Source organism: Pseudoxanthomonas sp. z9 (assembly GCF_006542425.1).
Classification (GTDB): Bacteria; Pseudomonadota; Gammaproteobacteria; order Xanthomonadales; family Xanthomonadaceae; genus Pseudoxanthomonas_A.
The window spans coordinates 250001-263087 of sequence record NZ_VFID01000011.1 but is presented as its reverse complement, the minus strand read 5'-3'; the positions used below and the strand labels follow the sequence as shown (position 1 = coordinate 263087).

Below are 13087 nucleotides of genomic sequence, written 5' to 3'. Positions count from 1 at the left end.
TTCCCGGGATATCCCCTCCTGGCGGCCATGCCCCGCCGGCTGTTCTCCAGCCGATTCGGAAAGTGTGGAGTGCCCGCCCGCGCATCCCGTTCCGATTTGCTACCAGCTGAATCCCGCGCCGGCCGACACGCTCTTCTCGCCGCCGCCGAACGCCGCGCCAATCGAAACGCTGGCGCGGTTTCCGACCACGCGCTGGTAGCCGATCGCCATTGCCTGTTCCCCGCCTTGCGAACCGACGCCCACGCCGACCCGGTTCCTGCCCGCGAGACCGGCGGTGTTCATGGCCATGCCCGCATAGGCTCCGCTCATCGCGGCCATCTTGTCGATCCGGCGATCCATCTGGTTGATGCGACGATCCACGTCGCCGCGGAAAGCCTCGAAATCGTCAGCCAGTCCGGTGAGTTCGGAGAAGCGGGCATCGGTATACGCATTCGCGGAGGCGAGCGTCGCCGCATCGCCGGCATCGGCGTGGTCGCGGGCGGCATCCAATGTTCTCGCGTCACCCGCGTCGGCGTGACTCCTCGCCGTGTTCAAGGTCTGCGCATCGCCCGCATCGGCGTGATTCCTCGCCGCGTTCAACGTCTGCACGTCACCCGCATCCGCGTGACTTCTCGCCGCGCTCAACGTCTGCGCATCACCCGCATCGGCATGGCTCATCGCCGCGTTCAACGTCTGCACGTCACCCGCGTCGGCGTGACTCCTCGCCGCGTTCAACGTCTGTGCATCGCCCGCATCGGCATGGCTCATCGCCGCGCTCAACGTCTGCGCATCCCCCGCATCGGCATGGCTGTTGGCGGCCGTCAAGGCATTCGCAGTCGCGGTGTCGGCGTAGGCCTGGGCATCGGCCAGGGACGCCGCGTTGCCCGCCGCCATGTCACTGCGGACAGCGGCTTCCCGCGCGTCGGCATAGTCATTGGCCGACGCCAGCGTCGCGGCATCGCCATTGTTCATCTGCGCAACATTGACCGCGTCGTTCGCGGCGGTGCCCGCCGCGACATGGGTCACGCGGCGCTGGGATGATGCGGATCCCACCGAGACGACGTTCGCCTCGCCGCCATCGTTGCTGCCGGCACCCAGTGCCACCGAATTGCCACCCGTGGCGCTGGCGCCATTCCCGAGTGCGGTGTTGCCATTCGTTCCCGCTGTCCCGGTTGCCCCAGGGAAGCCGCAGCACATGTCAGCGCCATTCCCTCCCGATCCGGCCACGCTGTTGTTGCCCAGCGCGATGTTGTCATTGCCGCCGCTCCCCCCCATGCCCCCTGTGCCCCCCGCGACACCCTCGCCGCCGCCGCCGCCCAACCCGGCCTGGCTGTTCTGGCCGATCGCGATGTTGCGTGATCCCCCGGTTCCACCCACGCCACCGTTGCCGCCCGCCGTGCCATTGGCGCCCGTGCCACCGTTGCCCGACTGGGCGCCGTTGCCGATGGCCGTGTTGCCGGTGCCACCGGCACCGCCGGCCGAGCTGCTCCAGCCAGGCTGATTAGGACCGGGCTGGCCAGCATTGCTCGCGGAACTCCCCGTGCCGCATGCAATGTCCTGGCTGCCTGGATTCTGGGTGCAGGGTTCGGTTCCGGTTCCGCCGGTCGCTTGTGCGAACGCTGTGGGCATCGGCAGCACCAGCGCCGCAGCCAGAAGTACGCCGCAGACCCCGGGTACGAGAACGGAAACCGTCGGGAATCGGCGGCGGACAGTGTGGACGGAATCCATGGGGGCGCTCCAGCGTGACGGACGGTTTCCCCGGAAGACGTCTCGTCTTCCCGGGCGCGCAAGAGCGTGCCCTCCGTCGTCCGCATCGGACATCCCCGGAATCAGGTAGTCCCCTGTCGACGCATGCAGGCCTGGCTCAGGCCAGCAGTGGAAACTCCAGCCGCAGCCGGGTTCCCCCGGTGTTCGATTCGATGCGGAGCTGCCCGCCGAGGCGCTGGGCGCGCGCCCGCATGCTGCCCAGCCCGGCACCGGGGACCAACCCATCGCCCTCGCCCACCAAGCCCTGTCCGTCGTCCTCGATATGCAACTGCAAGCGGTCATCCGCCCTGGCCAGGCGAACATTCACCTGGCGGGCCCGGCTGTGCTTGAACACGTTGGTCAGCGCTTCCTGCAACAAACGCATCAAGTCCAGGCTGCGCGCGGGACCGAGTTCGATGCCCTCCAGTCCTTCCAGTTGCCACCGGCTGTCAATGTCGGCGGTCTCCAGCAGCCGGCCCAGCCGATGCCGCAGCGGCGCCAGCTGCGCCGCCAGTGCCGCCTGCTCCCGCGCGGTACTGTCGATCACCAGTCGCAGATCGTCACGCATTTCCTTCAGCGTGCCCACGATCTGCGCCTTGGTCGTGTCTTCCGGCGCGTTCTCCAGTTGGGCGATGGCGCCCACCAGGGTGCCGCCGAAACCGTCGTGCAGATCGCGTACCAGTTGCAGGCGTTCCCCCGCCCGGCCATGCGCCAGTTCCAGCGCATGCTGTTGCGACAGTGTGTCCGACAAGCGTGATGTCGCCGCCACCACTTCCTGCCGCAGTTCATCGTTGAACCCCTCGATACGCCGCATCGCGGTGACGAAGCGGTGGGACAGGACAAAGCCGATGCCGACCAGCGTCAGCACCGAGGTGAGGCTGAGCAAATAGGTATCGCTGTGCACCCAGCCGAAAAACAGGGCGAAGTCATAGAAGGACACCAGCACCGGCAGCAACAGGCAGGCGGCCAGCACCAGGAAGTCGATCCGACGCCGCCGCCACGCCTGCGCCAGGAAGTAGCCGATGCCGAGGTAGAAGAACAGGCCTCCCACCACGATCCAAGGCGTGCGCGCCGGTCCCATCCAGCCCGGCGCCAGCAGGGCGGTTGCGACCGCGGCCACGCTCACCAGCGCCATCATCGTCTCGATGCGCGGAAACCGCCGCTCCGCGTAGCGGAACAGGAACATCGTGTAACTCGCGCCGGTCACCAGGTACATCGCCACCACGAACGCCTGCCAGCCGTCGGTGGTGGTGAACGGCCAGGGACTGGAAACGATGTAATTCGCGCCGTACAGCGATCCCGCCAGCTCCGAAAGGGCGAACCAGCCGTAGACCGAATCCTGGCGACGGAACAGCCACAGCATCAGGAACAGGCCCCCCATCACCACGCTCATGGCAACGTTGATCAACTTGATGTCGTGGCGCGCGAAACGTTCCTGCCGATACAACGCCTGCACGGCAGCGGGTTCGCCCACCGTCACGGTACCGAATCCGGGTTGGTAGGCCGAAAGGCCCGAGACCCGCACCAGCAGGGTGTTCTCGCCCTGGCGCAGCAGCGCCGACGGAATCAGTTGGTAATACGGCGCCACCCAGGCGCGCGACAGCGGCTCGACCAGACTCGGGTCGCGCGCCACCAGATTGCCGTTGACGTAGATCGCGCCGGACAGGCAGATGTAGTTCACCAGCAGGCCGATGGGCTGGCGGGCATCCGCCTGTTGCCATCGCAACCGATACCAGACGACGCCATCATGGTCCGGCCAGCGCCTGTCCCAGAAGTCGACCAACTGCACGGGCTCCCAGCCACGGTCCGGCGGTGCGGATTCATTCCAACCAGTCCGCACCGCCTCGGCGCGATCAATGGTCACCGTCCGGGCCGGCTGCGCCCCTGCCAATCCAGGCCATAGCAGGCACAACAGGAGTATCCAGACACGCACGCGCAAGCTCACGGCAGCAGTCCCATGGCCCGGGCTTCGAACACCGCCGCCGTGCGCGAACCCACCGCCAGCTTGCGGTAGATGTTCTTGGTGTGGCATTCGATGGTGAGCCGTGACAACGACAACAGATCCGCCATCTCGCGATTGCTGAACCCCTGTGCCACCAGTCCGAGGATTTCGCGCTCGCGATCGGAGAGGGAGGCCTCCTGTCGCGCTTCTCGTGTGGTCGAGGCGGCGGGCGCCGCCATGGCCGCCGGCAGCAGCGCCAGGATTCGGCGGGCGATCATCGGATCGATGGGCGCACCGCCTTCACGCAGGCTTTTCAGGGACATCAGGATCTCGGCGTCATCGCGCTCCTTCAGCAGATACCCGACCGCACCCGCGCGCACGCCCGCGAGGATGATTTCCTCCTCCGCCCAGGCGGACACGATGACCGCCTGCGTGCCCGGTGCGTGTTGCTGCATCCAGGCGATGAGGTCGATGCCGCTGCCGTCCGGCAACTGCACGTCCACCAGCGCCAGCGCGAAGGGGTGTTCCCGCAGGCTCGACCGCGCGGATGCCAGGCAGTCGACGTCCACGATCCGTGCGTCCGGTTCGGCTATCCCGGTCACCAGCCGTGAAATCCGGCGGCGGACGCCAGGATCGTCCTCGATGACCAGCACTGCATCCAGTGTGATCGGCTGTGGCTGCATCATTCCCCCTGCGCCGTCGCACCTTTGTCGGCTCCGGCAACCAAGTCTAACGTGGACCGGGATAACCCGCGCATGCGCGCGTGCGTGCTTCCGTCTTGCGTATGCCCGCGTCCGTGCCAGAATTCCCTGCATGGATATCGTCGCTCTCCTCCCGTCGGCGTTGCCGTCGGCGGCCATCCGGCATCGATCCGGCGCCGGCCACGCCCACGGAGGGCGTCAATGAGCGCTTCCCGTCCCCACGTCGTCATCGTCGGCGGAGGTTTCGCCGGCCTGTGGGCGGCCAGGGCGCTGTCCAAGGCGCCGGTGCGGATCACCCTGATCGATCGCCGCAACCATCACCTTTTCCAGCCGTTGCTCTACCAAGTGGCGACCGCCGGCCTGTCCGCACCCGACATCGCCGCGCCGTTGCGCCACATCCTGCGCCGCCAGGCCAACGTGGAAGTGCGGCTGGCAGAGGTCACCCGGGTAGACGCGTCGTCACGCCGGCTGCAACTGGGTGATGCCGGCTCCCTGGACTATGACTACCTGCTGCTGGCCACCGGTGCCACCCACGCGTATTTCGGTCACGATGAGTGGGCCAGGCACGCACCCGGGCTGAAGACCCTCGACGATGCGCTGTACCTGCGACGCCACCTGCTGGTGGCATTCGAACGGGCCGAGGCCGAGCCGGATCCGGCGCGGCGAGCGGCCTGGCTGAACTTCGCCATCGTCGGCGGTGGTCCCACCGGCGTGGAGTTGGCCGGCACGCTCGCGGAGATCGCGCGGCATACGCTGAAGAACGAATTCCGCAACATCGACCCGGGTGAGGCGCGGGTGCGCCTGATCGAAGCCGGTCCGCGTGTCCTGGCTTCCTTTCCCGAAGATCTGTCCGCGCGCGCGCGACGCCAGCTGGAGAAGCTGGGGGTGGAAGTCAGCACCGGCGTTCCGGTCACCGCCATCGACGAGGCCGGCTACCAGCTCGGCGATACCTTCGTGCCCGCCAGGACGGTGGTCTGGGCGGCGGGTGTCGCGGCTTCCCCGCTCGCGCAATCCCTGCATGTCCCGCTGGACCGGGCCGGGCGCGTGATCGTGCGGCCCGACCTCAGCGTCCCCGGGTATCCCGACATCTTCGTCGGCGGCGACCTGGCCTCGGTGCAGAGCCAGGGTCGGCCCGTCCCCGGCGTCGCTCCCGCCGCCAAGCAGATGGGACGCCACATCGCGGCGATGATCCGCGCGCGCCTAGCCGGCAAGCCCACGAGCGCTTTCCGCTACCGGGACTTCGGCAATCTCGCCACCATCGGCCGCATGGCGGCGGTCGTCCATTTCGGCCGGCTCAAGCTGTCCGGCCTGCTGGCCTGGTGGTTCTGGCTGGCCGCGCACGTGTTCTTCCTGATCGGCTTCCGCAACCGGCTGGTCGTGCTGCTGAACTGGGCGTGGGCGTACTGGAGCTACCAGCGCGGCGCGCGCATCATCTTCGGCGCACCGGACGAGACACCTCCGGATCAGTGACGATCCACGCGTGCGGCGAAACAGCCGGGGCGCGCATTGTGCACATGCAGGTAGGCCACGTCGTCGCGCTGGAAGAAGGACGCGATCAGCGGTTCCAACTGCGTGCCTTCCACCACCTCGGCTGCCTGCATCCAGCCTTCCGCATCGTAGGCGCGGACGGATAGCAGGCGGCGCAGGAACGCTTCGGGAATTCGATCCTCGAACACGGCGGCCCGCGTCGCCTGCTGGCGCACAAAGATCGGACCGCCCGCCCGGTACGGACCGGCCACCTCATGATGCTGGAACGGAAGCAGGAGCAGGGATTCACCGGCACGCGCATCGTCGAGCGAAACCCGGCAGGGAAAACCCCGATCCTTGTCCGCGACCACCCGCCGTATCGATTGCGCGGCCAGCGCTGCATCATCCAGTGCCCAAAGGTGGGTGAACAGATCGGGAGAGAGTCCAGTGATTCGGTAGGCCATGGCGAAAGTTCCAGTGAATGGACTGGAAGCATCCTCCTGACGAAGCCGCATCGCCATCCGGTTCTTGCGCGGAATACCGCTGGCGTGCGCTCCTTGATGGAGCCGCGACAACCGTTTCCTGTCGGAAGGCAGCGTTGCGCCTTCTGGCCGGTCTGCCTCACGGCTACCGGAACAAGCGCCTCCAGGGCGACCGTGGAGCGGAGAACACGAATTTCCCGTCATTCGCGTTCGACGGGAAAAACCGTTCCACGCGGATTTGCCGCATTCATGGAAGAAAAAACAAACGGCCCCGTTTCCGGGGCCGTTGCTTGTTTCGTCGAAACTTGCCGAAGTCAGGCGGCGAACAGCGCCTTCATCTTCTTCAGCGCATTGGCTTCGATCTGGCGGATGCGCTCGGCGGAAACGCCATATTCGTCCGCCAGTTCCTGCAGGGTGATCTTGCTGTCGGCATCCAGCCAGCGGCGTTTGATGATGTCGCGCGAACGCTGGTCCAGGCCGGCCAGGCCTTCACGCAGCAATTCCAGCTGATTGTCCTCGCTGTCGGCGCGCTCGTAGGCCTGCGACGGATCCTCGTCGCCCGCCATCAGGTAGCTCACCGGCGACGGCGGCGCATGATCATCGTCCTCGTCGCCCGGCGCGTCGAAACCGATATCGCGACCGGACAGGCGCGACTCCATTTCGAGCACTTCGCGTTCGGATACGTTGAGGTCCTTGGCGACCGCGCTGACTTCCTCCGCGTTCATCCAGCCCAGACGGGTCTTGGACTTGCGCAGGTTGAAGAACAGCTTGCGTTGCGCCTTGGTGGTCGCCACCTTCACGATGCGCCAGTTCTTGAGGATGAACTCATGCATCTCGGCGCGGATCCAATGCACCGCGAAGCTCACCAGGCGCACGCCCATGTCCGGGTCGAAGCGCTTCACCGCCTTCATCAGGCCGATGTTGCCTTCCTGGATCAGGTCACCCAGCGGCAGGCCATAGCCGTTGTAACCGCGGGCGACATGCACGACGAAACGCAGGTGCGAATGCACCAGCTCGCGGGCGGCATCCAGATCTTCATCGTCGCGGAAGCGACGCGCCAACGCCTGCTCGTCATCGACCGTGAGCACCGGAATCTGGTGCACGGCGCCGATATAGGCCTCGAGCGAACCGAGCGCGCTGGGGATGGGGAGGTTGTTCGCCACCAGGGCGGTGGCAGCAGTGTTCTGGCTCATGTGGGTCATCTTAGCAGTCGGGTTGTTCGACTGCTAACCGGTAAAAGAGTTCCCCATCATTCCGACAGTGGAACGATGGGCAGAAATCATTCAGCTTCCGTAAGGGAAACGGAACCTTGGACACTCGTCCGGCCAGGCACCACTCCATCCACAAGTTTCCTTTTTCCATCAATGTCTTGCGGGAAATCTGCCCACCTGGCACCCGCCAGCACGCCTCGCAACAGGGAAACCGGCACAGGCCGGGCGAACAGATAGCCCTGCAGGAGCGCCACGCCGTGACGGGCCAGCGCATCGGCCTGGGCCCGGGTCTCCACCCCCTCCGCCACGACGTCCAGATCCAGGCGTTCAGCCAGGTCGAGGATGGTCCGTAGTATCGGTGTGATGCCATCCGGGTCCGGCAGCCGTTCGACGAAACCGCGATCGATTTTCAGCCGGTCAACACGGAGTTCCTGCAGATGGCTGAGGTTCGAATGGCCGACGCCAAAGTCGTCCAGCGCGATGCGCACGCCCAACTGCCGGACCTCGTCCAGTACCGCATGCACGCCGGCATCCGGCACGATACCTTCGCGCTCGGTCAGCTCCAGGATCAACGCTATCCGCCCCGCTGGAAACGCGGCAAGGAAGCGCCGGCATTGTTCGGGCAGCCAACGGCCAGCCAGATGCGCGGGGGTGATGTTGAAGGCGATATGGAATCCCGCCGGCAATACCGACGACATGCTCGCCAGATCGTCCGCCACGCGCGACATCAGCTGCGCCGTCATCGGCAGGATCAGGTCGGATTGCTCCATCTCGGCCATGAAGGCATCCGGAGCCAGCAGGCCACGCCGGGGATGCTCCCAGCGCGCCAGGACTTCCGCCCCGGCCCAGCCTCCGTCCGCGGCACGCACGACGGGTTGATAGAAAGGAACGAATTCGTCCTCCCGGATGGCCCGCTGGAACTCCCGCTTCAGGCCTCGGCGGCGTCCCGCCCAGCGAAGGGCCAGATAGCCCATCGGCATTCCGGCCAGCGCCAGCAGCCACACTGCTGTGGAGGATGGACGCCATGGATGTCCCGTCAGCTCGCCGCGAGCATCCGAAGCGATCGCCACCGGATAGCGTGAGGATGTGACCAGGGGAATTTGCGCGTCGGCACCCGGCGACAGAATGCGCAGATCGCCGTCGCGTTCAAGCCGCTTCGTTCCCACCATCCACGCCGATTCCTGGTCGTTCTGTACTGAGCGGCGGACGTGCCGCGCATCCAGCACGGCGATCGCTTCATGAGGTGCGCGTGACACGCGATACAGCAGCAGGGGACGATCCGGCGCGACGTCATTCCCGGCAACCAGCGTCATGACATCCTCGGAAAATCCCATCACTTCCGTCGGCATGTCGATTTCGCCAAACAGGGTGCTGCAGTAGGCCAGTCCGTTGCGTGCCAGCACGAGCGATCGCGCCTGCGGCAAGGTCGCCGCTTCCAGCCGCAGTGCATCCACCACGTCCGCACAGTCACCAGCGGCCAGAGGCAAGCTCGCATCCACGGTGGAATGAACTTGATCCAGCGTCGCCTCGAGCTTCGACATCACGGCGCGCCCGTGCTCGGCCTCCTGCTGTCCAGCCACCATCCACTGGATACGATGCCAGCCCAGGCCCAGCAACAACGGAGCGGACACAACCAGCGCGATGGCGCCCGCATGCAAGACACGACGCGACAGCCATGCGCAACAACGCTTCCACACCGCCGTCGCCACCCCACGAGCATCCACCGCACGTCCGCTCCGGGCGTGCCCCACGGCGTCAGCAGGAGAATGTGCAATATGCATGAGGTTCCGTCGGGAGAGATTTCGCAGCGGGCTCGGCCCGCGCGCAAGGTTGGCTCGGTCCATGATTCCCATGACGAGGAGAGCCGGTCCTGGAAATGGCTACCGGTGTATCGACCGCGACTTCCGTGTCGCGGACTACACTTTCACCCAATGTGACTCGCCGCAGGAATCGGAAACTTCCGAAAAAGGCAGCCGATGGCGACGCCTCGCATTCAACAACGAGTCATTGCACTCGAATAGGCATCCCGGGCGGTTGCACGCAGCCAATGATGGCCCCGGACAACGGAGCGGATTACCCACGCTCTGTTGACAGGTAGACGATTCCGTTGGCGCTCATTGCGCCGGCAAACCGGTCGAACGCGCTCGATCGGCACTTGCCATCGAGCGCGTCGAAGATGGCGCCGCGGGCGCGACGTCGGGCTTCTTCCAACACGACAGTCCCTCGGCCGTCCGGACCCTGCACATTTCAAGCCTCAGTATCCGCGGCACGCCAGACGCGCCACAAGGCGGGGCGACGATTGCTTTGTTCGGTCAGCAGCGTACCCGTGGGCGCGCTGCTCCACGTCCACCTCCATTGCGGAGCCTGTTCACGCGGCAAGGACTCCCTCCCCGACGGGAGGGAGTCGCGCAGCTATCTATCGCCGCGATGGCTCGGCCACCGCCTCGACCGCACGAAGCACGCGGAGCAGGTTGCCTCCCCAGATCGCGTGGATGTCGGCTTCGCTGTAGCCTTCCTTGAGCAGACGTTCGGTGATCTTCGGCAACGCTGCGACGTCTTCCATTCCCGCCACACCGCCGCCGCCGTCCCAGTCCGCGCCGATCCCGACGTGCTTCGGCCCCGCCACCTTCAGGATATGCAGCAGATGCCGCATGTAGTCCTCGAACGTGGCTTGCGGTACGGGGAACCGTTGATCGATCTCCGCCCGTTCCTTCAGATAGGCCTGCACCTTCGCCTCGTCCCGCTCGCTTTCGTCGCCATACTTCTGCGAAAGCGCTTCAAGGGCGGCTTCTCGCTGCGGAGGTCTGGGAATCGATATCAGATAGCCGCCGTACGCGTTGACGTGGATCACGCCCCCCTTGGCCGCCAGCTTGCGGATGCGCGCATCATCGATGTTGCGCGGATGGTCGAATACCGCGTCGGCACTGGTGTGCGACAACACGATGGGTGCCTTGGAAAGCTCCAGCAATTGATCGAAGACCTGGTCGCTCGCGTGCGAAGCATCCAGGATCAGACCCAGCCGGTTGGCCTCCGCGACGAGTGCCTTGCCCTTCGGACTCAGGCCATTCCACTGCAGGCCCGCGGCGTCGGTGGACGAATCACCGAAATCATTGTTCTTGACGTGGGTTATGCCCAGCATCCGTAGGCCGAGCTTGTGGTACAGCTCGAGCAGACTGGGATCGCTGGCGAGCGGCGATGCGTTTTCCATGCTGATGAAGGAAACCCGCTTGCCTGCGGCGGCGATGCGTTCGGCCGCCGCCGCGGTCGAAGCCAGTTCGAAGTCGGCCGCGTTGGCGGCGATCATTTCGCGGATTTCCATCAGCCGGGTCAGGCCATGGTCGCGTGCGGCGCGATTGCCGGCCTCGTCGCGCGCGCCCTGTTCCGTGTAGATCACCCAGAATCCACCATCCAGACCGCCTTCCTTCATTCGCGGCAGATCCACCTGCGATTGATCGCCGTCATGATCGTGGCGATCGCGGATACTCCAGCCCGGGCGCGAAAAATTCGCCGGCGTATCCAGATGTGTATCCAATACCAACGCCGATTCGTGCACCTGCTGCACTTTGGCCGGCGTGACTTCCTTGCCTGCCGCCCATGCTTGCGCTGCCAATGACACGCCTAGGGCGATGGCCAGAACACTTCGCTTCATCCCCGGATCCCCTGTCTGTTAGGAAAGTCCGATTGTTGGCGATCAGCGGGCAAGAAAAAACCCCCAGCCTTGCGGCTGGGGGTTTAGGGGTAAAGCCCCTGGCGATGACCTACTCTTGCATGGCTTAGGCCACACTACCATCGGCGCAGCTGCGTTTCACTTCCGTGTTCGGGATGGGAACGGGTGGGACCACAGCGCTAATTTCACCAGGGAGACGGTTGGAGCGTCGCCATCCGAAGGGATGAGGCGCCTGTCTCACATAGGGTCTTGTGACGTAGCGGGCATTGGATTCTCATCGACGTTGCCGTCGAGTCCAAGGCCACTTGAGGTTATATGGTCAAGCCGCACGGATCATTAGTATCAGTTAGCTCAACGCCTTGCAGCGCTTACACACCTGACCTATCAACCACGTAGTCTACATGGTTCCTTCAGGGGGCTTGTGCCCCGGGAAGTCTCATCTTGAGGCGCGCTTCCCGCTTAGATGCTTTCAGCGGTTATCGCTTCCGAACATAGCTACCCGGCAATGCCACTGGCGTGACAACCGGAACACCAGAGGTTCGTCCACTCCGGTCCTCTCGTACTAGGAGCAGCCCCTCTCAAACTTCCAACGCCCATGGCAGATAGGGACCGAACTGTCTCACGACGTTCTGAACCCAGCTCGCGTACCACTTTAAATGGCGAACAGCCATACCCTTGGGACCGACTACAGCCCCAGGATGTGATGAGCCGACATCGAGGTGCCAAACACCGCCGTCGATATGAACTCTTGGGCGGTATCAGCCTGTTATCCCCGGAGTACCTTTTATCCGTTGAGCGATGGCCCTTCCATACAGAACCACCGGATCACTAAGTCCTACTTTCGTACCTGCTTGAGCCGTCGCTCTTGCAGTCAAGCACGCTTATGCCTTTGCACACAGTGCGCGATGTCCGACCGCGCTGAGCGTACCTTCGAGCTCCTCCGTTACTCTTTGGGAGGAGACCGCCCCAGTCAAACTACCCACCATACATGGTCCCCGACCCGGATTACGGGCCTAGGTTAGAACGTCAAGCACATCAGGGTGGTATTTCAAGGTTGGCTCCACCACAGCTAGCGCCATGGTTTCATAGCCTCCCACCTATCCTACACAGACGAACTCAACGTTCAATGTAAAGCTATAGTAAAGGTTCACGGGGTCTTTCCGTCTTGCCACGGGAACGCTGCATCTTCACAGCGATTTCAATTTCACTGAGTCTCGGGTGGAGACAGCGCCGCTGTCGTTACGCCATTCGTGCAGGTCGGAACTTACCCGACAAGGAATTTCGCTACCTTAGGACCGTTATAGTTACGGCCGCCGTTTACTGGGGCTTCGATCAAGAGCTTCGCCTTGCGGCTGACCCCATCAATTAACCTTCCAGCACCGGGCAGGCGTCACACCCTATACGTCCACTTTCGTGTTTGCAGAGTGCTGTGTTTTTGATAAACAGTCGCAGCGGCCTGGTTTCTGAGGCCCTCTTCAGCTCAGCTGCGCATGCAGCCACCAAAAAGGGCGCACCTTCTCCCGAAGTTACGGTGCCATGTTGCCTAGTTCCTTCACCCGAGTTCTCTCAAGCGCCTGAGAATTCTCATCCTACCCACCTGTGTCGGTTTACGGTACGGTCTTCGTGAGCTGAAGCTTAGGAGCTTTTCCTGGAAGCGTGGTATCAGTGACTTCGCTCTAAAGAGCTCGTCTCGGTGCTCGGTGTTAAAGGAACCCGGATTTGCCAAAGTTCCACACCTACCGCCTTTCCCCGGGACAACCAACGCCCGGTACACCTAACCTTCTCCGTCCCTCCATCGCACTCACGCGAGGTGCAGGAATATTAACCTGCTTCCCATCGACTACGGCTTTCGCCCTCGCCTTAGGGACCGACTAACCCTGCGTCGATTAACG

General features: G+C 64.3%; 8 protein-coding genes and 2 rRNA genes (1 of these 10 only partly in view). 1 reads left to right on the top strand and 9 read right to left on the bottom strand.

Features of this window, described 5'->3' with window-relative positions; all coding sequences use genetic code 11:
• Nucleotides 1-99: 99 nt before the first annotated feature.
• The 3 genes from FG323_RS13330 to FG323_RS13320 form a co-directional block, all read right to left on the bottom strand.
• Complete coding sequence (locus FG323_RS13330; protein ID WP_141455154.1) at nucleotides 100-1707, bottom strand: YadA-like family protein; 1608 nt, start codon at nucleotides 1705-1707, stop codon at nucleotides 100-102.
• A 136-nt stretch (nucleotides 1708-1843) separates the two neighbouring features.
• On the bottom strand, nucleotides 1844-3589 hold the full coding sequence (locus FG323_RS13325) for an ATP-binding protein (RefSeq protein WP_181444217.1): 1746 nt from the start codon (nucleotides 3587-3589) through the stop codon (nucleotides 1844-1846).
• A gap of 77 nt (nucleotides 3590-3666) precedes the next feature.
• Nucleotides 3667-4353, bottom strand: coding sequence for a response regulator transcription factor (locus tag FG323_RS13320; protein ID WP_141455152.1), 687 nt, complete (start codon nucleotides 4351-4353; stop codon nucleotides 3667-3669).
• Nucleotides 4354-4569: 216 nt separating this feature from the next.
• On the opposite strand from FG323_RS13320, the gene FG323_RS13315 reads away from it, so the two are divergent.
• Nucleotides 4570-5838, top strand: coding sequence for an NAD(P)/FAD-dependent oxidoreductase (locus FG323_RS13315; RefSeq protein WP_141455151.1), 1269 nt, complete (start codon nucleotides 4570-4572; stop codon nucleotides 5836-5838).
• Here FG323_RS13315 and FG323_RS13310 read toward each other — a convergent pair.
• The 6 genes from FG323_RS13310 to FG323_RS13285 form a co-directional block, all read right to left on the bottom strand.
• On the bottom strand, nucleotides 5832-6410 hold the full coding sequence (locus tag FG323_RS13310; protein WP_255470174.1) for a DUF1203 domain-containing protein: 579 nt from the start codon (nucleotides 6408-6410) through the stop codon (nucleotides 5832-5834). The genes FG323_RS13315 and FG323_RS13310 overlap by 7 nt on opposite strands.
• A gap of 221 nt (nucleotides 6411-6631) precedes the next feature.
• Nucleotides 6632-7510 (bottom strand): RNA polymerase sigma factor RpoH, encoded by an 879-nt coding sequence (rpoH, locus tag FG323_RS13305; protein ID WP_141455150.1) that lies wholly within the window; start codon nucleotides 7508-7510, stop codon nucleotides 6632-6634.
• 86 nt (nucleotides 7511-7596) lie between these two features.
• Nucleotides 7597-9309: an EAL domain-containing protein gene (locus FG323_RS13300; RefSeq protein WP_181444216.1), complete on the bottom strand. Its 1713-nt coding sequence runs from the start codon at nucleotides 9307-9309 to the stop codon at nucleotides 7597-7599.
• A 635-nt stretch (nucleotides 9310-9944) separates the two neighbouring features.
• Complete coding sequence (locus tag FG323_RS13295) at nucleotides 9945-11177, bottom strand: dipeptidase (protein ID WP_141455148.1); 1233 nt, start codon at nucleotides 11175-11177, stop codon at nucleotides 9945-9947.
• Between the two features lie 96 nt (nucleotides 11178-11273).
• A 5S ribosomal RNA gene (rrf, locus tag FG323_RS13290) occupies nucleotides 11274-11388 on the bottom strand.
• Between the two features lie 122 nt (nucleotides 11389-11510).
• Nucleotides 11511-13087: ribosomal RNA gene (locus tag FG323_RS13285) — 23S ribosomal RNA — on the bottom strand (it continues 1302 nt past the right edge of the window).

Excerpts from the sequence above, each read along its gene's own strand:
- FG323_RS13330 (WP_141455154.1), bottom strand. The coding sequence starts at position 1,707 with ATGGATTCCGTCCACACTGTCCGCCGCCGATTCCCGACGGTTTCCGTT.
- FG323_RS13320 (WP_141455152.1), bottom strand. The coding sequence starts at position 4,353 with ATGATGCAGCCACAGCCGATCACACTGGATGCAGTGCTGGTCATCGAG.
- FG323_RS13315 (WP_141455151.1), top strand. The coding sequence starts at position 4,570 with ATGAGCGCTTCCCGTCCCCACGTCGTCATCGTCGGCGGAGGTTTCGCC.
- rpoH (WP_141455150.1), bottom strand. The coding sequence starts at position 7,510 with ATGAGCCAGAACACTGCTGCCACCGCCCTGGTGGCGAACAACCTCCCC.
- FG323_RS13300 (WP_181444216.1), bottom strand. The coding sequence starts at position 9,309 with ATGCATATTGCACATTCTCCTGCTGACGCCGTGGGGCACGCCCGGAGC.
- FG323_RS13295 (WP_141455148.1), bottom strand. The coding sequence starts at position 11,177 with ATGAAGCGAAGTGTTCTGGCCATCGCCCTAGGCGTGTCATTGGCAGCG.